General features: G+C 68.5%; 29 protein-coding genes and 1 pseudogene. 22 read left to right on the forward strand and 8 right to left on the reverse strand.

The annotated features are described in order from the left end of the window. The 7 genes and pseudogenes from BMX29_RS18800 to BMX29_RS10015 form a co-directional block, all read left to right on the forward strand. Positions 1–168, forward strand: a pseudogene (locus tag BMX29_RS18800) (S-(hydroxymethyl)glutathione dehydrogenase); the annotation flags it as partial. Between the two features lie 85 nt (positions 169–253). Next, positions 254–1084, forward strand: a complete 831-nt coding sequence (gene fghA / locus BMX29_RS09990) for an S-formylglutathione hydrolase (RefSeq protein WP_092812376.1) — start codon at positions 254–256, stop codon at positions 1082–1084. A gap of 23 nt (positions 1085–1107) precedes the next feature. Continuing rightward, on the forward strand, positions 1108–1566 hold the full coding sequence (locus BMX29_RS09995) for a c-type cytochrome (protein ID WP_092812378.1): 459 nt from the start codon (positions 1108–1110) through the stop codon (positions 1564–1566). Between the two features lie 130 nt (positions 1567–1696). Continuing rightward, positions 1697–3526, forward strand: coding sequence for a methanol/ethanol family PQQ-dependent dehydrogenase (locus tag BMX29_RS10000; RefSeq protein ID WP_043845268.1), 1830 nt, complete (start codon positions 1697–1699; stop codon positions 3524–3526). Between the two features lie 107 nt (positions 3527–3633). After that, positions 3634–4167, forward strand: a complete 534-nt coding sequence (locus tag BMX29_RS10005; protein WP_043845266.1) for a c-type cytochrome, methanol metabolism-related — start codon at positions 3634–3636, stop codon at positions 4165–4167. Next, positions 4151–4993 carry a substrate-binding domain-containing protein gene (locus BMX29_RS10010; protein ID WP_092812380.1) on the forward strand — a complete coding sequence of 281 codons (843 nt, stop codon included), beginning with the start codon at positions 4151–4153 and terminating at the stop codon, positions 4991–4993. Before BMX29_RS10005 ends, BMX29_RS10010 begins: the two co-directional genes overlap by 17 nt. Then, positions 4990–5529, forward strand: coding sequence for a PQQ-dependent catabolism-associated CXXCW motif protein (locus BMX29_RS10015; protein WP_092812382.1), 540 nt, complete (start codon positions 4990–4992; stop codon positions 5527–5529). The genes BMX29_RS10010 and BMX29_RS10015 overlap by 4 nt, the downstream gene beginning before the upstream one ends. A gap of 63 nt (positions 5530–5592) precedes the next feature. Here BMX29_RS10015 and BMX29_RS10020 read toward each other — a convergent pair whose 3' ends face one another. Genes BMX29_RS10020 through BMX29_RS10035 form a run of 4 tightly spaced genes read right to left on the reverse strand, consistent with a single transcriptional unit; the run spans position 5593 to position 8387 of the window. Then, positions 5593–6393 (reverse strand): quinoprotein dehydrogenase-associated SoxYZ-like carrier, encoded by an 801-nt coding sequence (locus BMX29_RS10020; protein WP_092812384.1) that lies wholly within the window; start codon positions 6391–6393, stop codon positions 5593–5595. Next, positions 6390–7337, reverse strand: a complete 948-nt coding sequence (locus BMX29_RS10025; RefSeq protein ID WP_244889205.1) for a YncE family protein — start codon at positions 7335–7337, stop codon at positions 6390–6392. The genes BMX29_RS10020 and BMX29_RS10025 overlap by 4 nt, the downstream gene beginning before the upstream one ends. Continuing rightward, a complete protein-coding gene (locus tag BMX29_RS10030) occupies positions 7321–7872 on the reverse strand; it encodes an SRPBCC family protein (RefSeq protein ID WP_092812386.1) in 552 nt (183 codons plus the stop codon). Before BMX29_RS10030 ends, BMX29_RS10025 begins: the two co-directional genes overlap by 17 nt. Beyond that, positions 7869–8387 carry a DUF3280 domain-containing protein gene (locus BMX29_RS10035; protein ID WP_043845259.1) on the reverse strand — a complete coding sequence of 173 codons (519 nt, stop codon included), beginning with the start codon at positions 8385–8387 and terminating at the stop codon, positions 7869–7871. The genes BMX29_RS10030 and BMX29_RS10035 overlap by 4 nt, the downstream gene beginning before the upstream one ends. A gap of 163 nt (positions 8388–8550) precedes the next feature. Between BMX29_RS10035 and BMX29_RS10040 the strand changes: the two genes are divergently transcribed. The 8 genes from BMX29_RS10040 to BMX29_RS10075 all read left to right on the forward strand — a co-directional run bounded on the left by BMX29_RS10040 (position 8551) and on the right by BMX29_RS10075 (position 15235). After that, positions 8551–9699 carry an ABC transporter substrate-binding protein gene (locus BMX29_RS10040; RefSeq protein WP_092812742.1) on the forward strand — a complete coding sequence of 383 codons (1149 nt, stop codon included), beginning with the start codon at positions 8551–8553 and terminating at the stop codon, positions 9697–9699. Positions 9700–9706: 7 nt separating this feature from the next. Then, complete coding sequence (locus tag BMX29_RS10045; protein WP_092812388.1) at positions 9707–10681, forward strand: YVTN family beta-propeller repeat protein; 975 nt, start codon at positions 9707–9709, stop codon at positions 10679–10681. 39 nt (positions 10682–10720) lie between these two features. Then, on the forward strand, positions 10721–10984 hold the full coding sequence (locus tag BMX29_RS10050) for a PepSY domain-containing protein (RefSeq protein WP_092812390.1): 264 nt from the start codon (positions 10721–10723) through the stop codon (positions 10982–10984). 114 nt (positions 10985–11098) lie between these two features. Then, positions 11099–12073 carry an ABC transporter substrate-binding protein gene (locus tag BMX29_RS10055; RefSeq protein WP_092812392.1) on the forward strand — a complete coding sequence of 325 codons (975 nt, stop codon included), beginning with the start codon at positions 11099–11101 and terminating at the stop codon, positions 12071–12073. Positions 12074–12083: 10 nt separating this feature from the next. After that, the gene (locus BMX29_RS10060; RefSeq protein ID WP_092812394.1) at positions 12084–12833 is read left to right on the forward strand and encodes an ABC transporter permease; all 750 of its coding nucleotides are present in this window, start codon (positions 12084–12086) and stop codon (positions 12831–12833) included. After that, on the forward strand, positions 12830–13453 hold the full coding sequence (locus tag BMX29_RS10065) for an ABC transporter ATP-binding protein (RefSeq protein ID WP_092812745.1): 624 nt from the start codon (positions 12830–12832) through the stop codon (positions 13451–13453). Before BMX29_RS10060 ends, BMX29_RS10065 begins: the two co-directional genes overlap by 4 nt. Continuing rightward, the gene (locus BMX29_RS10070) at positions 13450–13881 is read left to right on the forward strand and encodes a cupredoxin domain-containing protein (protein ID WP_043845251.1); all 432 of its coding nucleotides are present in this window, start codon (positions 13450–13452) and stop codon (positions 13879–13881) included. The genes BMX29_RS10065 and BMX29_RS10070 overlap by 4 nt, the downstream gene beginning before the upstream one ends. Before the next feature lie 163 nt (positions 13882–14044). After that, positions 14045–15235, forward strand: coding sequence for an MFS transporter (locus BMX29_RS10075; RefSeq protein ID WP_043845249.1), 1191 nt, complete (start codon positions 14045–14047; stop codon positions 15233–15235). A gap of 7 nt (positions 15236–15242) precedes the next feature. Here the strand turns inward: BMX29_RS10075 and BMX29_RS10080 are convergent, their stop codons facing one another. The 4 genes from BMX29_RS10080 to crtD form a co-directional block, all read right to left on the reverse strand. Next, positions 15243–15959 carry an LrgB family protein gene (locus BMX29_RS10080; protein WP_092812396.1) on the reverse strand — a complete coding sequence of 239 codons (717 nt, stop codon included), beginning with the start codon at positions 15957–15959 and terminating at the stop codon, positions 15243–15245. After that, positions 15952–16323 (reverse strand): CidA/LrgA family protein, encoded by a 372-nt coding sequence (locus BMX29_RS10085; protein ID WP_092812398.1) that lies wholly within the window; start codon positions 16321–16323, stop codon positions 15952–15954. Before BMX29_RS10085 ends, BMX29_RS10080 begins: the two co-directional genes overlap by 8 nt. Positions 16324–16394: 71 nt before the next feature. Next, positions 16395–17270, reverse strand: a complete 876-nt coding sequence (gene crtC, locus BMX29_RS10090) for a carotenoid 1,2-hydratase (RefSeq protein WP_092812748.1) — start codon at positions 17268–17270, stop codon at positions 16395–16397. After that, the gene (gene crtD / locus BMX29_RS10095; protein WP_342342389.1) at positions 17234–18766 is read right to left on the reverse strand and encodes a 1-hydroxycarotenoid 3,4-desaturase CrtD; all 1533 of its coding nucleotides are present in this window, start codon (positions 18764–18766) and stop codon (positions 17234–17236) included. The genes crtC and crtD overlap by 37 nt, the downstream gene beginning before the upstream one ends. 149 nt (positions 18767–18915) lie before the next feature. Between crtD and BMX29_RS10100 the strand changes: the two genes are divergently transcribed. The 7 genes from BMX29_RS10100 (at position 18916) to pufQ (ending at position 26460) form a co-directional block, all read left to right on the forward strand. Beyond that, positions 18916–19791, forward strand: coding sequence for a polyprenyl synthetase family protein (locus tag BMX29_RS10100; RefSeq protein ID WP_092812402.1), 876 nt, complete (start codon positions 18916–18918; stop codon positions 19789–19791). Between the two features lie 88 nt (positions 19792–19879). After that, a complete protein-coding gene (locus BMX29_RS10105) occupies positions 19880–20962 on the forward strand; it encodes a methyltransferase (protein WP_092812751.1) in 1083 nt (360 codons plus the stop codon). A 105-nt stretch (positions 20963–21067) separates the two neighbouring features. After that, on the forward strand, positions 21068–22009 hold the full coding sequence (bchC, locus tag BMX29_RS10110) for a chlorophyll synthesis pathway protein BchC (RefSeq protein ID WP_092812404.1): 942 nt from the start codon (positions 21068–21070) through the stop codon (positions 22007–22009). After that, the gene (locus BMX29_RS10115) at positions 22006–23007 is read left to right on the forward strand and encodes a chlorophyllide a reductase iron protein subunit X (RefSeq protein ID WP_092812406.1); all 1002 of its coding nucleotides are present in this window, start codon (positions 22006–22008) and stop codon (positions 23005–23007) included. The genes bchC and BMX29_RS10115 overlap by 4 nt, the downstream gene beginning before the upstream one ends. Before the next feature lie 69 nt (positions 23008–23076). Then, on the forward strand, positions 23077–24654 hold the full coding sequence (gene bchY, locus BMX29_RS10120) for a chlorophyllide a reductase subunit Y (protein WP_092812408.1): 1578 nt from the start codon (positions 23077–23079) through the stop codon (positions 24652–24654). 121 nt (positions 24655–24775) lie between these two features. Then, positions 24776–26242 carry a chlorophyllide a reductase subunit Z gene (gene bchZ / locus BMX29_RS10125; RefSeq protein ID WP_092812410.1) on the forward strand — a complete coding sequence of 489 codons (1467 nt, stop codon included), beginning with the start codon at positions 24776–24778 and terminating at the stop codon, positions 26240–26242. Beyond that, a complete protein-coding gene (gene pufQ / locus BMX29_RS10130; RefSeq protein WP_043845231.1) occupies positions 26239–26460 on the forward strand; it encodes a cytochrome PufQ in 222 nt (73 codons plus the stop codon). The genes bchZ and pufQ overlap by 4 nt, the downstream gene beginning before the upstream one ends. Positions 26461–26518: the final 58 nt, after the last annotated feature.

The raw sequence follows: 26518 nt of genomic DNA on the forward strand, positions 1-26518 counted from the left end.
GGCGGCGCCAAGGGCCGCACCGACGTGCCGAAGATCGTCGACTGGTACATGCAGGGCAAGATCGAGATCGACCCCATGATCACCCACACCATGCCGCTCGAGAAGATCAACGAGGGCTTCGACCTCATGCACGAGGGCAAGTCAATCCGCGCCGTCGTCACCTTCTGACGGTGCACACGGGGCCGCGCGGGGAGGCGCGGGTCCGGACGTGAACGACAACACCGGCACCGGGGCAGGAGGAGGCCCGCACGCCATGGATATCGTCTCGCAACATCGCAGCTTCGGAGGGGTGCAGGCCGTTTACAGCCACCCGTCGAACACCTGCGGCTGCGAGATGCGTTTTGCCGCCTACCTGCCGCCCCAGGCCGCGGACCGCGACGTGCCCGTGCTGTGGTACCTCTCGGGCGGGGCCGAGGGCTTTGACGCGGCTGTGGCGCGTGCGGGCTTCCAGGAACATGCCGCGCGGCGCGGCCTCGCGGTGATCTTCCCCGACGTGGCGCCTCGCGGGGACAGCGTCGCCCGCTGCGGCACGGTCGCGGACGACCTTGGTGCAGGGGCGGGCTTCTACGTCAACGCCACCCGCGATCCGTGGCGGCCGAACTACCGGATGTACGACTACATCCTGCACGAGTTGCGCGGGCTGGTACTGGATCACCTGCCTCTCGAGGACCGCCACGGCATCACCGGCCACGCCGCCGGGGGCCACGGCGCGCTGACGCTGGCGCTCCGGAATTCCGAGATGTTCGAGTCGGTTACGGCGCTGGCGCCCGTGGCCAACCCGACCTCGTCCGAGTGGGGCCGCCGGCAGCTGTCCACCCTGCTGGGGTCGGATGAAACCACGTGGTCGGTGCACGATGCGACGCTACTTCTCGACGAGCTGGGCTGGAAGGGAGACATCCTGGTGGATCAGGGAGGCGACGATGCATTTCTCGACCTTCTGCGTCCGCAGGCGCTTGCCGCCACGATGGCCCGGCGTCGTCAACCTGGTCAGGTCCGGATCCAGAAGGGTTATGACCATTCATTCTACTTCGTTAACACTTTCGCGGGTGACCACGTACAGTGGCACGCCGAGAGGCTGAATTGACGATGCTCAAAGGAAGGAAAGACATGCTTCAGAAACTGCTCGCCGTCACCGCGATCGTGACACTGCCAGCCGGTTTCGCATTCGCTGCGAGCCACGAGTCCGACGACTCGTCCGGCGCTTCGATGGAGATGGAGATCACCGGCGATGCCGAGGCCGGCGAACAGGTCTTCCGCAAGTGCCAGGCCTGCCACATGGTCGGCGAGGACGCACAGAACCGCGTCGGTCCCGTGCTGAACGGCGTTGTCGGACGCACCGCCGGCACGCTGGAAGGCTTCAACTATTCCGACGCGATGGTCGCCAAGGGCGAAGAGGGGCTCGTCTGGAACCCCGAGACGCTGGCGGCCTATCTCGAGAATCCGCGCGGCTACGTCGAGGGCACCAAGATGTCCTTCGCCGGTCTCCGCAAGGAAGAGGAGCGCGCGAACGTGATCGCGTACCTCGCCCAGCATTCCGAAGACGGAACCATGGGCGAAGGCTCCTGAACGAAGTTCCGCGTCGCATCCGCCGGGGAGGAGAGACCCGATAGCGGCTGATGCGGTGCGAACGACCCGAGGGGCGCCGGTTGCTCGCGCGCCCCACGGGGAGACGACGTGTCAACAAGGGAGTTGGACAATGAAAAAGCTGACGCTTCTGACGTCAGGCCTCGCGCTCACCGCCTCCATGGCGGTCGCGAACGAGGACCTCATGAGCCAGATGGACGACCCGAACCAGTGGGCGATCCAGACCGGCGACTACAAGAACCAGCGCTATTCCGAGCTGGACCAGATCAACGCCGAAAACGTGGGCGACATGCAGGTCGCATGGACGTTCTCGACCGGCGTTCTGCGTGGTCACGAGGGTTCGCCCCTCGTGGTGGGCGACACGATGTACCTGCACACGCCGTTCCCGAACATCGTGTACGCGCTGGACCTCGCGAACGAGGGCCGGATCAAGTGGAAGTACGAGCCGCAGCAGGACCCGGACGTCATCCCGGTGATGTGCTGTGACACCGTGAACCGCGGTGTGGCCTATGCCGACGGCAAGATCTTCCTGCACCAGGCCGACACCAAGGTCGTCGCGCTGAACGCCGAGGACGGCTCGGTCGCATGGGAAGCCACCAACGGCGATCCCTCGAAGGGCGAGACCAACACCGCGACCGTGCTTCCGGTCAAGGACAAGGTCATCGTCGGCATCTCGGGCGGCGAGTTCGGCGTCCAGGGTCACGTGACCGCCTACAACATGGAAACCGGCGAGCAGGAATGGCGCGCCTACTCCGTGGGTCCGGACGACCAGATCCTGTTCAACCCCGAAGAGACCACCTCGCTCGGCGAGCCGGTCGGTGCCGACAGCTCGCTGAACACCTGGGAAGGTGATCAGTGGATGATCGGTGGCGGCACGACCTGGGGCTGGTACGCGGCCGACATGGACGAGAACCTGTTCTATTACGGTTCGGGCAACCCCTCGACATGGAACCCGGCGCAGCGCCCCGGCGACAACCGCTGGTCCATGACCATCTTCGCCCGTGACATCGACACCGGCGAGGCCAAGTGGGTCTACCAGATGACGCCCCACGACGAGTGGGACTACGACGGCGTCAACGAGATGATCCTCACCGAGCAGGAAATCGACGGCGAGGAGCGCAAGCTGCTCACCCACTTCGACCGGAACGGCCTGGCCTACACCATGGACCGCGTCTCGGGCGAACTGCTCGTGGCCGAGAAGTACGACCCGGTCGTGAACTGGACCACCGGCGTCGACATGGACCCCGAGTCGGACACCTACGGTCGTCCGGAAGTGGTGGCGCAGTACTCGACCGAGCAGAACGGCGAGGACGTCAACACCACCGGCGTCTGCCCGGCGGCTCTTGGTACCAAGGACCAGCAGCCGGCGGCCTACTCGCCCAAGACCGAGACGTTCTACGTCCCGACCAACCACGTCTGCATGGACTACGAGCCGTTCCGCGTCGCCTACACCGCGGGCCAGCCCTATGTCGGTGCGACCCTGTCGATGTACCCCGCGCCGGACAGCCATGGCGGCATGGGCAACTTCATCGCCTGGGACAACATCAACGGCGAGATCAAGTGGTCGATCCCCGAGCAGTTCTCGGTGTGGTCGGGCGCTCTGGCCACCGCGGGTGACGTGGTCTTCTACGGCACGCTCGAGGGCTACCTGAAGGCGGTCGACGCGGAATCGGGCGACGAGCTCTACCGCTTCAAGACCCCGTCGGGGATCATCGGCAACGTGATGACCTACATGCATGACGACAAGCAGTATGTCGGCATCCTGTCGGGCATCGGCGGCTGGGCCGGTATCGGTCTCGCGGCCGGTCTGACCAACCCGAACGACGGTCTCGGCGCCGTGGGCGGCTATGCCGCGCTCAGCGACTACACCGCGCTCGGCGGTCAGCTGACCGTGTTCTCGCTGCCCGACTCGGCAAGCTCGTCCTCCTCGTCGGAGAACTGAGACACGTGATCCAGGGGGGCCGGCACGCCTTGCCGTGCCGGCCCCCGCTGTCCCGGTCCCCGGATCAGATCTTCAGAACAATTCGAACTCGAAAGGCACGTCCCCACATGACGCGTTCCGCCACTCCGTTCCTCGCTGCCGCGGCGCTTGCGCTCGCCGTTCCGGGCGCCGCCCTGGCCTGGAGCGACCAGCCCGTCGATCCCTCGGCCGAGCATCCGCAGGTGCCCGTCGATTACGAGGAAAACGGCCGTTACTATACCGAAGAGGGCATCCCGACCTACGAGATCGACGAGGACGGCACCGTAGACTGGCTGACGTTCTCGGGCTTCCGGCGCTACCACGCCGAGTGCCACACCTGCCACGGACCGGACGGCGAAGGCTCGACCTACGCGCCGAAGATCAAGAACTCGGCCGTGAACATGGATTACTACGATTTCTACGCGACCGTCGTGAACGGCCGGCACAACGGCAACTCCGTGATGCCCTCCTTCGGCGAGAACCCGAACGTGATGTGCTACCTCGACGACATCTACGTCTACCTCAAGGCCCGCGGCATGGATGCGGTGGCACGGGGCCGTCCGTCCAAGAAGGACCCGAAATCCGATGCAATCTCCGAGATGGAAAATGCCTGCATGGGATAAAGCCCTGGGCGTCGGGCTGGCCCTGCTTCTCTCCCAGGCGGGGCCGGGGTCGGCGCAGACCTCGGACCTGGTGTCTCAGAACGCCTTCCGGGTCTGCGCCGACCCAGCGAACTACCCGGTTTCGGACGACCAGGAACGCGGCTACGAGAACCGCATCGCCGAGCTGTTCGCCGAGGCGCTGGACCGCGAGCTGCAATACGAGTGGTATCCCATGGCCACCGGCTTCATCCGCAACACGCTCGCCGCGAACCGCTGCGACGTGGTGATCGGATACGCCCAGGGCCACGAGATGGTGCAGAACACCAACCACTACTTCACCTCGGTCTACACCCTCGTGGTGCCGCAGGAGTCGGAGCTTTCGGACGTGGAGGCGCTGACCGACGAGGCGCTGAAGGGCGCGCGGATCGGGGTGGTTGCGGGCAGTCCGCCGGCCACGCACATGGCGCGCAACGGGCTGATTGGCGACGCGAAGTCCTACAGCCTCATGGTCGACCGCCGCTACGAGAGCCCAGTGGTCGACATCCTCGACGACCTCGAGTCCGGCGAAATCGACGCCGCGGTGATGTGGGGTCCGATCGCGGGTCCGCTGGTGAAGGCGGATTATCCCGACCTGACGGTGATCCCGCTTCTGAACGAGGCGGCGTCCCCGAGGCTGTTCTTCCGCATCACCATGGGCGTGCGGCGCGGCGAGGATGTCTGGAAGCGCGAGCTGAACTCGCAGATCCGGCGCAACCAGGACCGGATCAACGAGATCCTCGAGGAGGCCGGCGTGCCGCTGGTCAACGACATGGGCACGGAGATGCTCGCCGCCGAGACCGGACAATGAGGGCGGGGGCGCTCGCGGCGCTCGTCCTTTGCATGTCGGGCGCTGCCTGGGCTGCGCCCGACGAACCATCCGATTACCGCATGGACGAGTACCGCGCGCCGGTGCCGGCGACGCTTGAGGGTGCGACCGTGGTCGGGCCCGAAGACGCGCACGCGCTGTGGGAGCGCGGCGACGTCGCTTTCGTCGATGTCCTGCCCCGCGCCCCCAAGCCCGAGGGACTGCCGGAGGGCACGATCTGGCGCGAGAAGCCCCGCAACTCGATTCCCGGTGCGATGTGGCTGCCGAACGTGGGCTACGGTGCGATTGCCGAGGAAACGGCGGACTATTTCCGCGCCGGGCTGGACGTGGTGACCGAAGGCGATCCGGACCACGCCGTCCTGTTCTTCTGTCTCGAGAATTGCTGGATGTCCTGGAACGCCGCGAAGCGCGCCTTGGAATGGGGCTACTCGGAGGTCTACTGGCTTCCGGAAGGCACCGACGGATGGGCGCTCTGGGATTATCCGCTCGAGCCGGTGGTGCCGCAGGAATTTAACTAAATTCCTGCGCGGCGGGGGCGACGGCCTCGGAAAATTAGTTAATTTTCCGAGGCGCGGGCCGTGTCAGTAGCCCGGCAGGCGGGTTTCGGCGTGGGTCGTGGTGCCGTCGGTGTCGGTCATCGTCACGCCGACGTGCTGGGTGTTTCCCGGGATCGACAGCGCCAGGTCGGGGTTTTCCGACAGCGAGATCGATCCGGTGACGTCCACGTAGTTGCCGCCGTCGAGGTCGATGGCCAGGTCGGCGACGTAGCGCATGGGGATATAGAGAAGCGAGATCTGGTCGCGCTGCATTCCGGAATGCGACGGGTGAGACAGCTCCACATCGAGCCGGCGCTGCATCCGCGACAGGCGGTCGAGCGCGCCCGCGCCGGGCACCCCATCCTCGACCCGCAGCACCATGTCGCCCAGCGTCGCAAGCGCCAGGTCCGGGTCGGTGCCGGGGGGGGCCGCGCAGGCCCCTTGTCCGGAGGTCTTCACGAAGCTCTCGGCGGCCCAGAGCCGACCGTCGGTGGTCTCGGCGACCACGTGCAGCGGCGTCGGGCCGTTCACCCGCATGGTCACGTCGAAGAAGAACCGCTCCTGCGGTTCGGCCAGGGTGAACACCGCCGACACGGGCATCGGGTTCTCGTCCAGGACCACGGTGACCTCGCCAATACGCAGTCCCGGCGGCGCGGCGACCTGCGCTGCCACCTGCGTGCGGGCGTCGTCCTCGGTGCGGTAGGGTGCGTCGATCGCCACCACGTCCGACCCGTCGCCGAGCGCACGATCGGGCCAGATGGACGACGCGAGTCCGTCCCAGGTGCTTTCGGCCAGCGCGGGGCCGGCGCCCAGCACCAGGCACAGGGCTGCGGATCTCAGGATCATGGCGTCTCTCCTCCCAGGATGAACTCGCCGAAGGCGCGCGGCCCGTCCCCGGTGGCGATCTCCTCCATCACCTCCAGCGTGGCCGCGTCGATCAGGCTGACGCTGTTGTCGAACCAGTTCGCCACCACGATTATGGCACCGTTTTCCGCGTCGTCCACGCCTTCGGGATATTCGCCCGCGTTCAGGGTGGCGACGGTGTCCAGCGTGTCGAGCGCGATAACGCTGATCGTGCCGGCATACTGGTTGGTCACGAAGGCGCGTCCCTGCGCGAAGGCGACGCCGTAAGGGCGTTCGCCGACGGGGACGGTGGCGGTGACGGTGCCTGCCTCCGGTTCGATCACGCTGAGGTCGTTAGTTCCGACATTGCCGACGAAGAGCCGCCCGTCCGGCGCGAACCGCAGGCCGTAGGGCCGGGTGCCGACGGAGATGCGGGCGTGCGGCTCCAGCGTGCCGGCGTCCCAGAGAGTGACGCGATCGGCGTCGCGCTCGGCCGCGGCGAGCCAGCGGCCGTCTGGCGACAGGGCGAGCCCGGCAGGGGCCGCGGCGGTTTCGAGTTCGGCTTCGACCTCCAGCGTCTCGGCATCGAGCGCCCAGAGCCGGGCATTGTACCAGTCCGACACGAAGACCCGGCCGCGGGATGCGTCGTAGGCGATACCCGTGGGGCCCCCGTCCAGCCGTACCTCGGCCAGCGCATCGCCTGTCTCCGGATCGAGGCGGCGCACGGTCTTGCTGTCGGGGGACACGGTGTAGAGCCTGCCGTCCGGGCCGGCAGCGATGCCTGCGGGCTGGCCCGGCAGGTCAAAGCGCAACACTTCGGTGCGCGTGGTGAGGTCCAGAACGGAGAGCGAGTCGCCGTTCTGGTTGGTGATGTAGGCCATGTCGGCCGCGGTCCCGGCCGGAACCGCGAGCGACAGGATCAGCGCGAGATCACGAGCCCGGCGCACCGAATTCCTCGACCAGAGCCTCCATCCCGGCCTCGTAGATGCCGGTGACCGCGGCGACCGCCGCCTCGTCGTTCAGCTCTTCCGGGGGATCGTTGTTCGGGTAGCCGCGGTAGAATGCGCCGCGCCATTCGACCAGCGACCCGCCGCCGTCGAGCGGCTTCACCGTCAGGTGGGACGAGTAGTTGGTGACCGGCAGCACCTCCACGTCCACGTCGGTGATGCGGTAGGAGTAGGTCATCTTCTCGTCGTCATACTTGTAAAGCACTTCCGAGATGATCGGCCCGTCGGCACCCTGATCGCTCAGGTGCAGCACGCGGGTGGCGTCGATCTCGTTACCGCCCTCGCCGGACTGGGAGACGACGGCGGGATGCCACGTCAGGTCCTGGAAGTCCCCGATGTAGTCCCAGACCTCGGCGGGCTCGGCCGCGACTTCGGTGGTCACGGTGACCTTCTGGCGCGTGGGTCCGTGGGCCAGGGCCATCGCGGGCACGAGAGCCGACACCGCCAATGCGGCGCCGAATGTACGTCGTTTCATTCTTCCTCCTCCATGAAGAACGTGTTTCTGAGGATGTAGTCCATCCCCCGCCGCCACGCGGCGTCCGAGTTGTCGCGAATGTCCACGACCCGGCCGCGCACCATCTCGCCGGTCTCGGCGTCGCGCAGCTGCAGGTTCATGGACAGGATCAGGTTCGAGACCTTCTGCACCTCGCCGACGAGGCTGTAATCGGCGCCAAGCTCGGCAGCGGCGCGGGTGTCGCAGCCATAGCACTTGGCCGGGTTCACCACGTTTTTCACCTGCCCCTCGACCTCCGACGTGTCGAGCATCTCCATTCCGCTCGCGGAGAAACGGTCGGTCACCATGGTCTCCAGCATCTCGATCCGGTCGAGTTCGGCAGGGTCTTCGCCGAGCATTTCGGTCTGCAGCGACTCGTCCAGGTAGGTGATTCCCCAGAACGCGACGGACCCCTCGGGCACTGGTTCGCGGGCCGGCTGGGCGGCCGCCGTGGTGGCGATCACAGAAATTAAGAGTGGAGCGAACAGCTTTGACATGGCCCGAATGGTGCGAGTTCGAGGCTTTCGGCGGCAACTGATCCAAAGGTCGGCATTCCCTCCGCGGGGTGCGCTGCCAAGGTCCGGAAAAGGGCCCGGACGAACCGGGGAACGGGAGGAAAATGTGCTGAAATTCAATGCGCTGCTTGCTGCGGTGACCGGCATGGTCGTCTGTGCCGGCCCGGCCGCCGCGGTCGACGTGAAGGCGGCCGTGCTGCGGATCGACTACGACACGCTGCTGCCCATCTCGCGCTACGAGTACCCGGCCGAGGACCTCGGGTTCGCCGGTGCCGCGCTTGCCGATCAGGACAACGGGACCACCGGCCAGTTCATGGGCCACACCTTCGAGACCGAGACGGTGGCGGTCGCACCGGACGGGGCCGACAGCGCTCTTGCCGACCTGCTGGAGGGCGGCACGCGGCTGATCGTCGTGATGGCCGAGGCCGAGGACCTGTTGCGCCTGACCGACGCCGCCGAGGCCGAGGGCGCGCTCGTGTTCAACGCGCTCGCGCAGGACACGGCGCTGCGGGGCGACCAGTGCCGGGGCAACCTGCTGCACACCGCGCCGTCGAACGCGATGATGGCCGACGCAGTCATGCAGTTCGCGGTCTGGAAGAAGTGGACGGACCTTTTCCTCGTCGCCGGCTCCAACCCGGAGGACGAGGCGCTCGCCGAGGAATACCGCCGGGCCGCGACCAAGTTCGGCGCCGAGATCGTCGAGGAGCGCACCTTCGAGGACACCGGCGGCGCGCGGCGGACCGACTCGGGCCATGTCCTCGTGCAGCGGCAATTGCCGGTCTTCATGCAGGATGCCGAAGATCATGACGTGGTCATCGCGGCCGATGCGTCGGACGTGTTCGCGGAATACCTGCCCTATCACCTGTGGACGCCGCGCCCGGTCATGGGCTCGGGCGGTCTGGTCCCGCGCACCATTCACGGCGCGCATGAGGCCTGGGGCGCGACGCAGTTCCAGAATCGGTTCGAGGAACTGGCCAACCGCTACCCCCGCGATGCCGACTATGATGTCTGGCTCGCGCTGCGGGTTGTGGGCGAGGCCGTGAGCCGCACCGGAAGCGCCGACCCCCAGCAGATCCGCGATTACGCCTTGTCCGACGCGTTCGAACTTGGCGCCTTCAAGGGTCAGCCGCTCACGTTCCGCACCTGGAACGGCCAGATGCGCCAGCCGATCCTGCTCTATGACGGGGCGATCACCGTCAGCGTGAGCCCGCAGGAGGGCTTCCTGCACCAACGCTCGCCGCTCGACTCGATGGGACTCGACCAGCCCGAATCCGCCTGCACCGCCTTCAACTGAGGACGACATGAAACAGCTTCTGCTTTCCGCCGCCCTGACCGCCCTCGCCGCGTCGCCGGCGCTTGCCAACAAGGTCTTCGTCTCGAACGAGCGGGGCAACACCGTCACGGTGATCGACAGCGAGACGTGGGAGGTGCTCGAGGAGTTCGACGCCGGAAACCGTCCACGCGGCATCACAATCGCGCCGGATGGCTCCGAGCTTTATGTCTGTGCGTCCGACGATGATCTCGTGCGTGTCTTCGATCCGGAGACCTACGAGGAACTTCACACGCTGCCCTCCGGACCGGATCCCGAGCTGTTCGTGATCCATCCATCGGGCAACCCGCTTTACATCGCGAACGAGGACGACAACCTCGTGACCGTCGTGGACACCGAGACGCACGAGGTTCTGGCCGAGGTGCCCGTGGGCGTGGAGCCCGAGGGCATGGGGATCAGCCCCAACACCCAGTATGTCGTGAACACGTCCGAGACGACGAACATGGCGCACTTCATCAACACGGAAACCTACGAGATCGAGCACAACCTGCTGGTGGACCAGCGCCCGCGTTACGCGCAGTACACCGCCGACGGCACCCGCCTGTTCGTCTCGTCCGAGATCGGGGGCACGGTCAGCGTGATGGATATCGCCGAGGACGGCACGCCTACGCTGGTCGAGAAGATCGAGTTCGAGGTGCCGGGGGTGCTGCCCGAATGGCTTCAGCCCGTCGGCGTGAAGGTGACCGAGGACGGCAGCCGCATCTTCGTGGCCCTCGGGCCCGCAAACCGGGTGGCGGTAATCGACGGCGAGAGCCTCGAAGTGCTCGACTACATCATCGTCGGCCAGAGGGTCTGGCAGCTCGCCTTCACCCCGGACGAGCGGTACCTCATCACCACCAACGGCAACTCCAACGACATCACCGTGATCGATGTAGAGGCCGAGGAGGCGATCCAGACCGTTCAGGTGGGCCAGCAGCCCTGGGGCGTCGTGGTGGCGCCGGACTGACCCGAGACTTCGATGCGTGCATGAGGAGGAGACCCGACCATGAAGATACTGATGACCAGCCTCGCGGCTCTCGTGCTTTCCGCGCCGATCGCGTTAGCGCAGGAGGACGACGCTCCGTCGCAGGACACCGTCGATGCGATCATGACGATGCTCACCGACATGAGCTGCGAGATGGACCCTGACGATATCGAGGTGGAAGACGAGGGCGGCTACGACCTCGATGACGTGATCTGCCAGGGTGAGGGGCAGATGGACATCGAGCTCGACGACGATCTGAACATCGTCGAACGCCGGATGGAGTGATCCCGGCCCGCTGCGCCCCGACCATCGTCTACTCGACGAAAGTCGGAGGCGGCCTCAGGTTTCGGACAGGAGACGCCGCGGGCGATCGGCCCCGCGGCGAAGGGAGGAGAGACCATGAGACAGACACGTTTCGCGGCCCCGCTGGCCGCTGCACTCGCTTTCGCGCTGCCCGCGTTCGCGCAGGACGACATGCCCACGATCCGCGCCGCCGTCCTCGAGATAGGCACGGTGAACTGGGAACTTGCGACGATCACCGAGAATAACCTGGACGAGAAGCACGGCTTCGAACTCGAGGTGCAGCCCTTCGCCGACAACGGCGCGACCCGCGTCGCGGTCGAGGGGGGCGAGGCCGACATGGCCGTGGCCGACTGGATCTGGGTCGCGCGCCAGCGCGCGGCCGGCAAGGATTACGTCTACATTCCGTATTCCAAGGCCGTGGGCGCGCTGCTGGTGCCCGAAGGCAGCGAGGCGCAGTCGCTTGCGGACCTTTCCGGCGGCCAGGTCGGCATCGCCGGAGGCCCGCTCGACAAGTCGTGGCTGATCCTGCGCGCCTATGCCCAACAGGAAGAGGACTTCGACCTCGCCGCCGAGACCGAACAGGTCTACGGCGCGCCGCCTCTGATCTTCAAGAACGGGCTCTCGGGCGACGTCGACGGCGCAATCAACTACTGGCATTTCCTCGCCAAGATGAAGGCTGGCGGCATGCGCGAACTGGTGAATGTCGAGGATGCGGCCGTGGCTCTGGGCCTGAATCCCGAAACGCCTCTGCTCGGCTACTTCATGAAGGAGGAGTTCATCGCCGAGAACCCGGACATCGCGCAGAAGTTCTACGACGCGAGCCAGGAGGCCAAGGCGCTTCTCGCCGAAAGCCCGGAGGAATGGGAAAAGCTGCGCCCCCGGATGAACGCCGCCGACGATGCCCAGTTCGAGCAACTCAAGGCCGACTGGCTGGCCGGTGCGCCCGAGCGCGGCCCGATCGACGTGGAGGGGGCGAGCGCCTTCCTCGCGCTGATGCACGATCTCGGCGGGTCCGAGCTGGTCGGCGAAGCGACGGAGTTGCCTGACGGCCTCTTCGCGGACGTGGAGTGATCGGTGGCGCATGACCGATACGCGCGTTGTCACGACACTCTCGCTGCTCGGTCTGCTGGTCCTCTGGGTCGTCGCGGCGGCGCTGACCGCCGATCCGCAGATCCTGCCCTCGCCGGTCTCTCTGATCGGGCCGTTCTGGCAGGAGCTGCGGTCGGGGCAGTTGCTCTATCACCTGTCGCAGACCCTGATCCGCGTGATCTGGGCCTTCGCACTGGCGATGATCCTCGGGCTGGCGCTGGGCCTTGCCATGGGCCGGTCGGAGCGGCTGAACCGCTGGCTCGATCCGTGGCTGGTGGTGTTCCTGAACCTGCCCGCGCTGGTTCTGATCGTGCTGTGCTATCTGTGGATCGGCCTGAACGAGACGGCGGCGATCGTCGCGGTCACGCTCAACAAGGTGCCGAACGTCACGACCGTGATCCGCGAGGGTGCGCGGGCCACGGACCCGGATCTCGACGCGATGGCGCAGGTCTATCGGATGTCGTTGCTTGCCCGGCTTCGCCACGTCACGCTGCCGCAACTCGCGCCCTTCATCGCGGGCGCGGCGCGCTCGGGCGTGGCGGTGATCTGGAAGATCGTGCTGGTGGTCGAGTTCCTCGGCCGCTCGTCCGGCATCGGCTTCAAGATCCACATGTTTTTTCAGCTCTTCGACGTGGCGATGGTGCTGGTCTACGCGCTGTCGTTCATTGCCGTGATGCTGGTGGTCGAATGGGCGATCCTGCAACCGTGGGAGCGGCGCGTGCGGCGCTGGCGGACGGCATGATCCGGGTCAACGTGCGTTCCAAGCGGTTCGGCGGCACCGAGGTCCTCGGCCCCGTCGCCTTCGAGATCGCCGACGGCGAGACGGTAGCCATCCTTGGTCCTTCGGGCATCGGCAAGTCCACCCTGCTGCGCATCGTCGCCGGGATCGACACCGATTTCGAGGGCCGCGTCGAGCGCCCCGAGCGCATGGCCATCGTGTTCCAGGAGCCGACGCTGTTGCCGTGGCGCACGGCGCTGGCCAACCTGACGCTGATCCACCCGGAATTGCCCGAGGCCGACGCCCGCCGGATGCTCGATCGCGTGGGGATCGCCGAGCGCGCGGACGCCTTCCCGACGCAGATGTCGCTGGGCCAGCAGCGACGGCTGGCGCTGGCCCGGGCCTTCGCCGGGCAGCCCGAGCTTCTGATCATGGACGAGCCGTTCGTGTCGCTCGATCCGGCGACGGCGGACACCATGCTCGGCCTGACCGAGGACCTGATTGCCGAGGCGCGTCCCGCGACGCTCTTCGTCACCCATGCGCGCAGCGAGGCCGAACGGCTGGCGACCCGCGTGCTGGAACTCGGGGGACGGCCCGCGCGGCTGCTCCCGGCACCAAGCGACCCAAAGGGAGGATCATCTTGAAACGATTTGCACTGACCGCCGCCGCCGCGCTGATCGGCACCGCCGCCTCGGCACACGATTTCGGTTTTGCCGGCATCCTGTCCAACACCAACCAGGGCGAGGAACTCCCGACCCTGATCCTGGCTACGGGGCAGCCGGTCGCGGAGGGGCCGATCACGCTGGAATCGGGCAAGGTCTACGAGCTCGAGATCGAGGCCGACGGCTCCGCCGAGCTTGCGCTTACCGGGCCGGCCTTCTTCCGGAACGTCTGGGTGAACGAAGTCGTGATCAACGGGCTCGAGGTGCGTCCCTTCGGCCTTGAAAGCGTGGAGTTCGACCAGGCCGGCACGATGGAGATCGAGTTCATCGCGATCCGTCCGGGCCAGTATGAGCTGAAGATCCCCGGCTCCACCGGTGACAGTCAGCGGGTGCAGATCACCATCCAGTAACGCCTGCGGGCAACCGTTCGCCCGTATCAGCATTGCGCGTCGCACAGGCCGGGCTTGCGCGCGCGCATCTTGCCGCACCCCGGGGCAAGGGTCAGGTTCGCGCTAACGCCGCGCCGCGGCACGCCACCCGAGATCCGACGACTCACCCGCCCCGGAGGCCGCCATGACCACCGAACCGACGACCCGTCTTGCGCCCACGCTCATCGCGCTGGGCCTCGGCGCCTTTGCCATCGGCGTGTCCGAGTTCGCGGCGATGGGCCTTCTGCCTTACTACGCCGACGGCTTCGGCGTGTCCGAGCCCGCCGCCGGCCATGCCATCAGCGGCTATGCTCTGGGCGTGGTGATCGGCGCGCCGGTGCTGGCGGTGCTCCTGGCGCGCTTCCCGCGCAAGGCGGTTCTGGCGAGCCTGATCGCGGTCTTCGGCATTGCGAACCTGCTGGGCGCGATTGCCCCGTCGATGAACCTCCTGACCACCACCCGCGTTCTGTCGGGCTTGCCCCACGGCGCTTATCTCGGCATCGCCATGCTGTTCGCCGCGGACCTTCTGCCCAAGGGGCAGCGCGCCAAGGGGGTGGCCCGCGTGCTTCTCGGCCTGACGCTCGCGAACGTGATCGGCGTGCCGCTCGCCTCGGCCATCGGGCAGAGCATAGGCTGGCGTTCGCTCTTCGTCATCGTCGCGGTGCTTGCGGCGGCGTCGGCCACGATGATCCTGCGCGTGGCACCAGACCCGGCCCCGGCGGAGGGCGCGAGCCCCATGCGCGAACTGGCCGCGCTGAAAAACCGTGCGGTCTGGCTCACGCTGGCCGTGGGGGCCGTGGGCTTTGGCGGCGTGTTCGCAGCCTATTCCTACTTCTCGGCCGCGATGATCGAATCCGCCAGCGCCCCCGCCTGGGCGATCCCGCTGGGCCTGTCCGCCTTCGGGGTCGGGGCCACCTTCGGCAACGAAATCGCAGGCCGGCTGGCCTCGTGGTCGCGCATGGGCGGCACGCTGGTTCTGCTGTCCGGCATGGTCGCGACGACGCTGCTTTATGCCGCCGTGATGGGGAACTGGCCGCTCATGGTCCTGTCGATCCTGCTGCTGGGCTCGACCGCGGGTCTGGTGGTGCCGCTGCAAATGCGGCTGATGGACGTGGCAGGCGAGGCGCAGACCCTCGCCGCCGCCCTCAATCACGCGGCATTCAACTTCGCCAACGCGCTCGGACCGTTCGCGGCGGGGCTCGCCCTGTCGGCCGGCATGGGCTGGAGCGCCACGGGCCTCGTCGGGGCTACGCTGTCGGCGCTGGGCATCGTCGTGCTGGCAATCGCCTGGACCGACGGCAAGCGGCAGGGCGGCCTGGCCGTCCCTGCCGAGTGACACGCGACTAGAGAAGCAGGCCCACCACGAGAGGGGCGAGGATCGCGGTCAGCACCGCGTTCAGCCCCATCCCGATCCCCGAGAATGCCCCGGCGGTCGAGTGCACGCGGAACGCCTGCGCGGTCCCGATCCCGTGCGCGGCCACGCCCACCGCAAAGCCGCGCGCGCGCCAGTCCCGGATGCCGAGCGCGTTCAGCATCGGCGTGGCAACGACCGCGCCCGTGATCCCCGTGAGGATGACCAGAACCGCCGTCAGTGACGGTTGGCCGCCCACCGCCTCGCTGACGCCGAGGGCGACGGGGGCGGTGGCCGACTTCGGCGCAAGGGACACCAATACCTCTCCCCGCACGCCGAGCGCCCAGGCGATCCCCAGCGCCGAGAAGATCGCGGTCAGCGACCCGGCCACCAGAGCCGCCGCCATGGGCAGCAGCGAGGCCCGCACCCGCGCGAGGTTGTCGTAGAGCGGCAGCGCCAGCGCCACCGTTGCCGGGCCGAGCATGAAGTGCACGAACTGCGCGCCCTCGAAATAGGTGGCATAGGGCGTTCCGGTGGCGGTCAGAAGGGCCGCCAGCAGGATCACCGCGATCAGCACCGGGTTGGCGAGGGGATGCCGTCCGGCCATCTCGGACAGGCGTTCGGCCGCGATGTAAGCTAGCAGAGTGGCGGTGAGCCAAAGCATGGGATCGCGTGCGAGGTAGGACCACAGGTCGACGGCTTCATCCATCGGAGGGCTCCTCCGCGGCCTCGGAACCGGTCAGCTGCGCGACCGCGAGAAAGGCGAAGACCCCCGCAAGGATCGCCAGCACCGTGCTGCCCACCAGCGCGGCCAGAAGCGCCGGCCCGTCCGCGCCGAACGTCGTCAGGTGCGCGGTCACGCCCACGCCCGCCGGCACGAAGAGAAGCGACAGGTGCCCCAGAAGCCCGCGGCAGGTCTCGCGCATCCGGTCGGCCACCGCGGGACGCAGCGCGAAGAGCGCGAACAGCCCGGCAAGCCCGAGAACAGGCCCCGGCACCGTGAGGCCGAGCCCGCGCGCAAGGGTCTCTCCCGCAAGCTGAAAGACGAGCAGAACGGCGATGTTGCGGATCATGGAGCCTCCCCGGTGCGGTGCCCGGCCACGCTAGCGGCCCGGACGCGGGGCGCAAGCGGCGCTGGCCGCACCTAGTCGGGGAAGGTCCAGCCCCGCCGGCGCGGGACGCGCAGCGCGATCATCGGCTTGAGCCATCGGCTGCCGTAGCGGTCGAGGTCGAGCGCCTCGTGCACGCCCGTCCGGGTCACGCCGTCGAGCGCCGTCTCGACCACCGAGCGGCTGTAGAAGGGCGCGTCGAGCATGGGCTTCACCTGCCGGGGCCGGCTGTCGGTATCGCCATGCGCGGTGCGCCGGACACCCCAGAGGGTCCGCCGCATGGGGCGTTCCGGCGGAGGCGTCTCTAGGGTGGCATGGCCATCGGCGTCGAACCGCGCGGCGACGTTCAGCGGTCCCTCGGCGCGGCGCTGGGCCGAGTAGAAGCAGCGCGCGCCGTCACCGTCCGGAAAGCGCGCCCATGTCCAGTGCGAGAAATCCGCCTCGAGCGGTCGGGTCCCGAAATTGGCATCAAGGTAGCCGTGCCCGTTCCACTGCCAGCCGGTTGCCTCCAGGTCGACCTCGATGCGGGCCGCGGGGGCGAAGGGGCGCCAGACATGCGCGCCGTCTTTGGTAAGCGGCAGCTCCACCCCGGTCACGAAGGACGGCGTGAGCCGGACGTAGCCGCGCACGCGCGTGGGCCGGGGCAGGGCGGAGATCTCGTCGATCTCGGTCACCAGCTGGGTGCCGTTCCAGCCTATCGAGGATGGGCCGATCCGCATCCGCTGCGCGCTCTGGCGCAGGGCCGCGCGGCCACGGTCCGTCATGGCGAAACGCCCGCCTCGGCCATAGGTCGCGACGTTGAGGCAGACGTGGTTCTCCGGATCGCCCCGGCCGGACCACGCGTACCACGGCGAGAAGACCGAGCCGATGAACGCTATGATCGAGATCGCGCGGGTGCCGTCGTCGCTGATCCCGTCGACATACCACCAGGCATACCCGCCCGGCGGGACCGCGAGAGCGAAGCACGGTCCGTCGTGATCGCCTCGGCCGCGCGCATCCCGGAAAGCGCTGCCATCGGCACTCCCGGTCCCGGATGCACCCCGCCCCCGGCCAGGTAGAGCCCCGGCACCGCGCTGCGTGCCGTCGGGCGCGAGAATGCCGCCATCGGACCGTGCGGGCTCTGCCCGTAGAGGGAACCGGCGCTCCCCGGAGACAGGGCCTCGAAGTCCTTTGGCTTTGTCAGTGCGTCGGGTCCCGGTGTCGGCGAAATCGTCGCCCCGAACCTCTCCAGATGTCCAAACGTCCGCATTCGACATTCCCGGAACTCCTTTCGCTCCGACGGTGTCTGCGTGAGGGGCGACGCATTCACGATGATCTCGAACCTGTCCAACTCGCACGGGGGCTGTCCGAGGCCACGATCCTCGGCGCAGAGATACAAGGTCGGGTCGGGTGCCGTGGCACCCCCGTCCAGCGCGCGGAATTCCGGCCTGGGATCGTCGCGGAAGAAGACGTTGTGGTGGGCGAGATTGGGGCCATGCCAACGGCCCCGGACGCTCCAGACCTCGGCCGAAAGCGACCGCGCCCGGCGCAGCGCCTGCGGCGCGGCGGCTTCGACAGCGGGGCCGAGGAGACCAAGCCCGAGCGCGCGCGGGTCGCCGTTGAAGATCACCGTCCCGGTCGCGATCTCGGTCCCGTCGTCGAGAGCGACTCCGATGACCCCGGCGCCGTCGGTCCGGATCTCGCGTACGCCGGTGCCGAGGCGCAGAGTGCCGCCAAGCTCGGAGAAACGGTCCCCGACGGCCTGCGCGAGCGCGGTCAGCCCGCCCTCGACCGCCCAGACGCCCGCCGCCTCCGCCTCCCAGATCAGGGACAGCAGGGCCGGCGTCCGGTGTGGCAGTCCGCCCACGTAGGTCGCATACCGCCCGAAGAGCTGCGCGAGGCGCGGATCGTCGAAGCTGCGCTGCAGGAGGCCATCGAGCGACGTTCCCGGCGCCATGGCGCGCATCAGCCCCGGATCGCGGATCAGGGCGCGGGTGATCCCCGCGGGATCGGGGCGAGGCGCGCGCATCACCGGGTCGAGAAAGCCGTCGAACAGCCGCCGCGCCCGGTCCGAAAAGGCGCGGAACTGCGCCTCTCCGCGCGCGCCGGCCATGTCGCGGATCGCGGCGGCGCTGGCCTCGGGGTCGGCGTGGAGGTCGAGCGTGGTGCCGTCGCTCCAGAAGTGCCGCGCGAGGATGTCGAGCGGAGTCAGGCGCACCCGGTCGGAGAGCCGCGCGCCGGCGGTCTCGAACAGCGCCTCGAAGACCCAGCGCAGGGTGAGGACCGTGGGTCCGGCCGCCGCGCCGTTGACCCGCCGGATCTTGCCGCCGGGATGCGTCGCGCGGTCGGTCACGATCACCTCGCGCCCGCTCGCGGCAAGGCTCAGCCCGGCCGCCAGTCCACCGATCCCGGCGCCGGCGACGATCACCGGCCCGGCTCCCGGCGCGACGCGAAGGGCTGTTCCCAGGGGCATGAGGTCAGTGTTGACTCGGCCTGACGTGGTGTCCAGTATTCTTTACACACGCTGTAAGTCGCGGACGACATTCCCGGGCTTGCACATCGCGAAGGGGAACGGCCATGCCCATGTCCACGCGAATAGACAGCGCCATTCATGCGGCGCTGGCCCGAACGCGGACCGGGGGAAGCGCCCCAGCGAAGCTTTCCGACGCGCTGCCTTACGCCTGCACACCGGGCGGCGCGCGCATCCGCCCGACGATCCTCGTCTCGGTCGCGCTGGCCTGCGGCGACGAGACCCCCGCGATCACCGATGCCGCGGCCGCCGCGCTGGAGCTCATGCACTGCGCGAGCCTCGTGCACGACGACCTGCCGTGCTTCGACGACGCCGACACCCGGCGCGGAAAGCCCTCCGTGCATCGCGCCTACTCCGAGCCGCTGGCGGTCCTGACCGGCGACGCGCTCATCATCCTCGCCTTCGAGACGCTGGCGCTGTCGGCGGCGTCGCACCCGGCGCGGGCCGCCGCGCTGGTGGCGCTGCTGGCCCGACAGTCGGGCATGCCGCACGGGATCTGTGCCGGGCAGGGCTGGGAAAGCGAGACGCAGATCGACCTGTCGGCCTATCACCGCTCGAAGACCGGTGCCTTGTTCATTGCGGCCACGCAGATGGGTGCGCTGTCGGCGGGGCAGGACCCCGAGCCCTGGACGGAACTCGGCGCCCGCATCGGCGAGGCGTTCCAGGTCGCCGACGATCTGCGCGACGCGCTGTCGGACGAGACCGAGACCGGCAAGCCCGCCGGACAGGACGCGCTTCACTGCCGTCCGAACGCGGTGGCCGAACTGGGCGTCGACGGTGCCGTGACGCGGCTCAAGGATATCCTCTCGGGGGCCATCGCCTCGATCCCGTCATGCCCGGGCGAGGCCGCGCTGGCCCAGATGGTGCGGATGCAGGCCGAACGCCTGACACCAGCCTTTGCCCGAACGCGGGCGCGGGTGTGAAGTGACGGCGCCGGCCGACACCGTCCCCCCGGCGGGGACCGGTGCGGGCCTCCGGGCGCGCCTGTTGCGCGCCTTGTCCCATCCTTCGATGCAGGCGCGAGCGGCGCGTCTTCCCTTTCTGCGCCGCAAGGTCCGCCGCGAGGGAGAGGCGCTTTTCGATCTCGTGCAGGGGTTCGTGAGCAGCCAGGTCCTGCTGGCCGTGGTGGAATTGCGTCTCTGTCACAGGCTGATGGAGGCCCCAGCCCACCCCGCCGATCTCGTGGCCACCACCGGCATCCCCTGCGATCGGCTGACGCAACTGTTCCAGGCGGCGGCGGCCGTGGGGCTTCTTCGCCGGCGGCGCGACGGCCTGTTCGACGTGACACCGCGCGGCGCAGCCCTGACCGGGGTGCCGGGGCTTGAGGCGATGATCTCGCACCACGGGGCCTTTTACCGCGACATGGGGGATCCGCTGGCGCTTCTGCGCGGCGACGGTCCGACGGAACTGGCCGAACTCTGGCCCTACGTGTTCGGCCACGGGCGGGACGAGGATCCGGCCCGCGCCCGGCGCTATTCCCGCCTGATGGAGGACAGCCAGGCGCTCGTGGCCCAAGACACGTTGTCGGCCGTATCCCTGTCCGGAGTGCGGCGGCTTCTCGACGTGGGCGGGGGCACGGGCGTCTTTGCCGAGGCGGCGGCGACCGTCACACCCGGCCTGCGCGCCACGGTGTTCGATCTCGCCCCGGTGGTCGACGCGGCCCGCGAACGGCTCGACGCGGGCGCCCATGCCGGGCAGATCGAGACGGTTGCGGGCTCGTTTCGCAGCGATGCGTTGCCCGACGGACACGATGCGGTGTCGCTGGTCCGGGTGCTTTACGATCACCGGGACGACACGGTTGCCGAGCTTCTGGCCCGGGTGCGCGACGCGCTGCCGCCCGGAGGCCGCGTGATCGTGTCCGAACCGATGTCCGGCGGCGCAGTGCCGGATCGTGCCACGGACGTCTACTTCGCCTTCTACACCATGGCCATGGGCACCGGCACGGTCCGGTCGCAGGCCAGGATCGCCGCGATGTTGCGTGCCGCGGGCTTCGAAAAGGTCCGCCGGCACCGCTCTGGGCGCCCCTACGTCACCTCCGTGGTCGAGGCGCGGCGGCGATCAGGCGACCCGGCGTCAGGAATCGTTGACAGATGAGACTGTCCGAGTAATCTGACATTAGATTGTAAACCGGACTAGACATCGAATGCCCCGGAAGGGCGATCGATTGCCGAAGACGGAGGGACAGGAGGGAGACAGCTCATGCGCACGCACGCCGTGGTCCTGACGCGCCCTCGCGACCTTGCCCTCGCGGAGCTGACGCTCGCGACCCCGTCCGACACCGATATCGTCGTCGACATCGCCTGGTCCGGGATCTCAACCGGCACCGAGCGGCTGTTCTATACCGGGGAAATGCCCCCCTTTCCCGGTATGGGCTACCCGCTTGTCCCCGGCTACGAGGCCGCGGGCGAAGTCGTGGCCGCCGGGCCCGAGAGCGGCCTCGACGTGGGCGACCACGTCTTCGTGCCCGGCGCGAATTGCTACAATGATGCCTACGGACTCTTTGGTGGGGCGGCACGCCGTCTCGTCACCGATGGACGCCGGGCGATCCGGATAGACGCCGCCCTCGGCCGTGAGGGGGCGCTGATGGCGCTCGCCGCGACGGCCCGTCACGCCGTTGCCGGCCCCCACGCCGAACGGCCCGACCTGATCGTGGGGCACGGGGTTCTCGGACGCCTGATGGCCCGGCTCTGCGTGGCCGATGGCGGCCCCGCGCCGACGGTGTGGGAGGTCGATCCCGACCGTCGCTCCGGCGCCGCGGGCTACGAGGTCATCGACCCCGAGACCGACACGCGACGAGACTACGCCGCGATCTACGACGCGTCCGGCGACGCGTCCCTGATCGACACCCTGATCGGTCGGCTGGCCCGCGGCGGCGTCCTGACGCTGGCGGGGTTCTACAGCACCGATATCCGTTTCGCCTTCCCGACCGCCTTCATGAAGGAAGCGCGGCTGCGCGTCGCGGCGGAATGGACCCGAGACGACCTCGAGGCGACACGAGCCCTCGTGGAGACCGGCGCGCTGTCGCTCGGCGGTCTCGTCACCCACAGCGCCACGGCGGCGGATGCGGCGGCGGCCTACGCCACTGCCTTCGGCGACCCGGCCTGTCTGAAGATGATGCTCGACTGGAAGGACATGGCATGAAGGACGAAGTTCCCAACCTGAAGGACTTCGACCAGCGGCTGCGCGACGAGGCCAACGAGGACCTCGCCGACGTGATCCCGCAGGAGGCCACGAAGGACACGCAGATCATCGCGATCTACGGCAAGGGCGGCATCGGAAAGTCGTTCACGCTCGCCAACCTCAGCCACATGATGGCCGAACAGGGCAAGCGCGTGCTGCTGATCGGCTGCGATCCGAAATCCGACACGACCTCGCTGCTGTTCGGGGGCAAGGCCTGCCCCACGATCATCGAGACCTCGACCAAGAAGAAGCTCGCCGGCGAGGAAGTGCAGATCGGCGACGTCTGCTTCAAGCGCGGCGGCGTGTTCGCGATGGAACTGGGCGGGCCCGAAGTGGGCCGCGGCTGCGGCGGGCGCGGTATCATTCACGGCTTCGAGCTGCTCGAGAAGCTGGGCTTCCACGACTGGGACTTCGACTACGTGCTGCTCGACTTCCTGGGTGACGTGGTCTGCGGTGGCTTCGGCCTGCCGATCGCGCGGGACATGGCGCAGAAGGTGATCCTGGTCGGATCGAACGACCTCCAGTCGCTGTATGTCGCCAACAACGTCTGCTCGGCGGTCGAGTATTTCCGGCGCCTCGGTGGCAATGTCGGCGTCGCGGGACTGGTCATCAACAAGGACGACGGCTCGGGCGAGGCGCAGGCCTTTGCCGAGGCGGTGGACATCCCCGTCCTCGCCGCGATCCCGCAGGACGACGACCTGCGCAAGAAGTCGGCCAATTACCAGATCGTCGGCACGGCGGAGTCGCGCTGGGGATCCCTGTTCGCGGGCCTCGCGGAGGCGGTGTCGCTTGCGCCGCCGGTCCGCCCGGCACCGCTCGACCAGGACGGGCTGCTGAACCTGTTCGACGGCTCGGACACCGGCGCCGGCGTGGTGCTGGAGCCCGCGACCGACGCGGACATGCGCGGCAAGAACGCGACCCCGAAAGAGTCGCTCGAGGTGATCTACGACGAGGCCTGACGGAGAGGCCGGGGGCGCCGCCCCCGGACCGCCGGGGACATTTTGACCAAGAAGAAGCGAGGAGTCGCTTTGACCAGGGAAGCCACATACGACGACGCCGGCGACGCCGAGGTGATCCGGGCGGAGGCGCAGGACGCACCTGCGGGGACTGCGCCCGAGGCTGCCACCGGAACCGACGGTCTGGGCTGCCATTCCGGCGACGAGTTCGAGCGCGCGGCGCGGGCCGCCGGCCAGTCCGAGCTGCTGGACCGCTATGCCGAGGACTATCCGCAGGGCCCCCACGACAAGCCGCAGAGCATGTGCCCGGCCTTCGGGTCCCTGCGCGTGGGCCTCCGGATGAAGCGGGTGGCGACGGTCCTGTCGGGCTCGGCCTGCTGCGTCTATGGCCTTACCTTCGTGTCTCACTTCTACGGCGCGCGGCGCTCGGTCGGCTATGTGCCGTTCTCTTCCGAGACGCTGGTGACGGGCAAGCTGTTCGAGGACATCCGCGAGAGCGTGCACCAGTTGGCCGATCCGGCGAAGTACGATGCCATCGTCGTGACGAACCTCTGCGTTCCGACCGCGTCCGGTGTGCCGCTGCGACTGCTGCCGAAGGAGATCGACGGCGTGCGCGTGGTGGGCATCGACGTGCCTGGCTTCGGCATTCCGACCCATGCCGAGGCCAAGGACGTGCTGGCGGGCGCCATGCTCGACTATGCCCGCGAGGAGGCGGCGGCAGGTCCGGTGCCCGCGCCGGAGCACCGTGTCAGCGACCGGCCCACGGTCACGCTTCTGGGCGAGATGTTCCCGGCCGACCCGATGACCATCGGCGCGATGATCGAGCCGCTCGGACTTGCGACCGGCCCTGTGGTGCCCTGCCGCGAGTGGCGCGAGCTCTATGCCGCGCTCGATTGCGGGGTCTGCGCGGCGATCCACCCGTTCTACACCGCCGCCGTGCGGGCGATGGAGAAGGCCGGACGCCCTGTGATCGGCTCGGCCCCGGTGGGGGTCGAAGGCACGCGGGCCTGGCTCGCGGCGCTGGGTGCGGCCTACGGCCTGCCGGAAGAGCGGATCGCGGCGGCCCAGGATGCGGTTCTCCCCGGAATCCGGGCGGCGCTGGAAGCGGCCCCGGTCGAGGGGCGGATCACGCTGTCGGGCTACGAGGGATCGGAACTGCTGGTCGCGCGCCTGCTGATCGAGAGCGGCGCGGAAATTCCCTATGTCGGCACGGCCTGTGCCAGGTCGCGGTGGTCCGAGGAGGACGCCGCCTGGCTGGAGGCGCGCGGCGTCGAGGTGCGGTTCCGCGCCTCGCTGGAGGACGACCTAGCCGCGATGGAGCGGCACGCGCCCGACCTCGCCATAGGCACGACGCCGGTGGTGCAGGCGGCGAAGGAACGCGGCACCCCTGCGCTCTACTTCACGAACCTCATCTCGGCGCGGCCGCTGATGGGGGCGGCCGGGGCCGGGTCGCTGGCCGAGGTGGTGAACGCGGCCATCGCCGGCAAGGACCGCATGGACCGGATGACCGAGTTCTTCGAGGGCGTCGGCGCGGGCGATACCGCGGGCGTCTGGGAGGGCGATCCGAACGTGCGCGAGGACTTCCGCCGCCAGCAGCAGAAGAAGCTGGACAAGGCCGAGAAGGCCCGCAAGGCGCAGGAGATGATCTGAGGATGGTTTGTCTCCGCACATCAGAGCGGCGCGCGAGCGCGGGGGGCGCTGCCCCCGTCGCGGCCTCCGCCGCGCCTCCCCCGGAGTATTTTCACCGAGAAGAAGCGCGGAGGGACCTGTCATGCTGATCCAGGACCACGACCGCGCGGGCGGATACTGGGGGGCGGTCTATGCCTTCTGCGCCGTGAAGGGGTTGCAGGTGGTGATCGACGGGCCGGTGGGCTGCGAGAACCTGCCGGTGACGAGCGTCCTGCACTACACCGACGCGCTGCCGCCGCACGAGCTGCCGATCGTGGTGACCGGTCTTGGCGAGGAGGAGCTGGGCCGCGACGGCACCGAGGGGGCGATGAAGCGGGCCTGGGGTACGCTCGACCCGGCGTTGCCGGCGGTGGTGGTGACCGGCTCGATCGCCGAGATGATCGGCGGGGGCGTCACGCCGCAGGGCACGAACCTGCAACGGTTCCTGCCGCGCACGATCGACGAGGACCAGTGGCAGGCGGCCGACCGGGCGATGACCTGGCTGTTCACCGAGTTCGGCATGACGAAGGGCCGGATGCCCCCCGAGAAGAAGCGCGCCGAGGGCGACAGGCCGCGCGTCAACATCCTCGGGCCGATGTATGGCACGTTCAACATGCCCTCGGACCTGGCCGAGATCCGGCGCCTGGTCGAGGGGATCGGCGCCGAGGTCAACATGGTGATGCCGCTGGGTGCGCACCTGGCCGAGATGCGCGGGCTGGTGAACGCGGACGTCAACGTTTGCATGTACCGGGAGTTCGGCCGCGGGCTCTGCGAGGTGCTGAACAAGCCCTACCTGCAGGCGCCCATCGGGATGGAGTCGACGACGTTGTTCCTGCGCAAGCTGGGTGAGCTGACGGGTCTCGACCCCGAGCCGTTCATCGAGCGGGAGAAGCATTCGACGCTGAAGCCCGTGTGGGACCTGTGGCGGTCGGTGACGCAGGATTTCTTCGCCACGGCGTCCTTCGCGATCGTGGCGAACGAGACCTACGCACGGGGCATCCGCAAGTACCTCGAGGGCGATCTCGGGCTGCCCTGCGCCTTCGCCGTGGCACGGGTGGCCGGTCAGAAGACCGACAACGACGCGGTGCGCGCGAAGCTGGCGCAGCACCGGCCGCTGGTGGTGCTCGGGTCGATCAACGAGAAGATGTACCTCGCGGAGGCACGCTCCGGGCACGGGCCGCAACCGGCCTTCATTCCAGCAAGCTTTCCAGGCGCGGCAATCCGGCGGGCCACGGGCACGCCGATGATGGGCTACGCCGGGGCGACCTACCTGCTTCAGGAGGTCTGCAACGGGCTTTTTGACGCGCTCTTCCACATCCTGCCGCTGGGCAGCCAGATGGATGCCGGTCCCGCCACGCCGACCCCGATGCGGCGCGACATGGCCTGGGATGCCGACGCGCAGGCCGAGCTCGACCGGATCGTGGCCACCCACCCGATCCTGACCCGCATTTCCGCCGCCAAGCAGTTGCGCGACGCCGCCGAGGCGGCCGCGCTGGAACAGGGCGCGTCGCGCGTGGTGCGCGAGACCGTCACATCTCTCGACCCAGCCAGAGGAGGACAGACCTCATGAGCGACTTCACCAGCGACATGCCCCGCCGGCGCCACGCGGCGAAACGGGGGACCGAGTTCTTCATCTATTTCAGCCTGATCTTCGTGCTGGCGATCCCCTTCGCCACGGCGTTCTGGCTTCTGGAGGTGTTCCAGAAGCAGACGCTGAACCTGCACGGACCGCTCGCCCGGGCCTGGGCCGAGGCGGACCGGATCACGCCGATCCTGTTCTCGGCGTAAGCCGGGCAAGAGACTGACCGCCCCTCGGCTCGGGGGCGGACAGCCCTTCGGGCGCGTC

The organism is Roseivivax marinus, from assembly GCF_900109705.1.
Classification (GTDB): domain Bacteria; phylum Pseudomonadota; class Alphaproteobacteria; order Rhodobacterales; family Rhodobacteraceae; genus Roseivivax; species Roseivivax marinus.

Coding starts and splice junctions, on each gene's coding strand:
- fghA (WP_092812376.1), top strand. CDS start 254: ATGGATATCGTCTCGCAACATCGCAGCTTCGGAGGGGTGCAGGCCGTT.
- BMX29_RS09995 (WP_092812378.1), top strand. CDS start 1,108: ATGCTTCAGAAACTGCTCGCCGTCACCGCGATCGTGACACTGCCAGCC.
- BMX29_RS10000 (WP_043845268.1), top strand. CDS start 1,697: ATGAAAAAGCTGACGCTTCTGACGTCAGGCCTCGCGCTCACCGCCTCC.
- BMX29_RS10005 (WP_043845266.1), top strand. CDS start 3,634: ATGACGCGTTCCGCCACTCCGTTCCTCGCTGCCGCGGCGCTTGCGCTC.
- BMX29_RS10010 (WP_092812380.1), top strand. CDS start 4,151: ATGCCTGCATGGGATAAAGCCCTGGGCGTCGGGCTGGCCCTGCTTCTC.
- BMX29_RS10015 (WP_092812382.1), top strand. CDS start 4,990: ATGAGGGCGGGGGCGCTCGCGGCGCTCGTCCTTTGCATGTCGGGCGCT.
- BMX29_RS10020 (WP_092812384.1), bottom strand. CDS start 6,393: ATGATCCTGAGATCCGCAGCCCTGTGCCTGGTGCTGGGCGCCGGCCCC.
- BMX29_RS10030 (WP_092812386.1), bottom strand. CDS start 7,872: ATGAAACGACGTACATTCGGCGCCGCATTGGCGGTGTCGGCTCTCGTG.
- BMX29_RS10035 (WP_043845259.1), bottom strand. CDS start 8,387: ATGTCAAAGCTGTTCGCTCCACTCTTAATTTCTGTGATCGCCACCACG.
- BMX29_RS10040 (WP_092812742.1), top strand. CDS start 8,551: ATGGTCGTCTGTGCCGGCCCGGCCGCCGCGGTCGACGTGAAGGCGGCC.
- BMX29_RS10045 (WP_092812388.1), top strand. CDS start 9,707: ATGAAACAGCTTCTGCTTTCCGCCGCCCTGACCGCCCTCGCCGCGTCG.
- BMX29_RS10050 (WP_092812390.1), top strand. CDS start 10,721: ATGAAGATACTGATGACCAGCCTCGCGGCTCTCGTGCTTTCCGCGCCG.
- BMX29_RS10055 (WP_092812392.1), top strand. CDS start 11,099: ATGAGACAGACACGTTTCGCGGCCCCGCTGGCCGCTGCACTCGCTTTC.
- BMX29_RS10060 (WP_092812394.1), top strand. CDS start 12,084: ATGACCGATACGCGCGTTGTCACGACACTCTCGCTGCTCGGTCTGCTG.
- BMX29_RS10065 (WP_092812745.1), top strand. CDS start 12,830: ATGATCCGGGTCAACGTGCGTTCCAAGCGGTTCGGCGGCACCGAGGTC.
- BMX29_RS10075 (WP_043845249.1), top strand. CDS start 14,045: ATGACCACCGAACCGACGACCCGTCTTGCGCCCACGCTCATCGCGCTG.
- BMX29_RS10080 (WP_092812396.1), bottom strand. CDS start 15,959: ATGGATGAAGCCGTCGACCTGTGGTCCTACCTCGCACGCGATCCCATG.
- BMX29_RS10085 (WP_092812398.1), bottom strand. CDS start 16,323: ATGATCCGCAACATCGCCGTTCTGCTCGTCTTTCAGCTTGCGGGAGAG.
- BMX29_RS10100 (WP_092812402.1), top strand. CDS start 18,916: ATGCCCATGTCCACGCGAATAGACAGCGCCATTCATGCGGCGCTGGCC.
- BMX29_RS10105 (WP_092812751.1), top strand. CDS start 19,880: ATGCAGGCGCGAGCGGCGCGTCTTCCCTTTCTGCGCCGCAAGGTCCGC.
- bchC (WP_092812404.1), top strand. CDS start 21,068: ATGCGCACGCACGCCGTGGTCCTGACGCGCCCTCGCGACCTTGCCCTC.
- BMX29_RS10115 (WP_092812406.1), top strand. CDS start 22,006: ATGAAGGACGAAGTTCCCAACCTGAAGGACTTCGACCAGCGGCTGCGC.
- bchZ (WP_092812410.1), top strand. CDS start 24,776: ATGCTGATCCAGGACCACGACCGCGCGGGCGGATACTGGGGGGCGGTC.
- pufQ (WP_043845231.1), top strand. CDS start 26,239: ATGAGCGACTTCACCAGCGACATGCCCCGCCGGCGCCACGCGGCGAAA.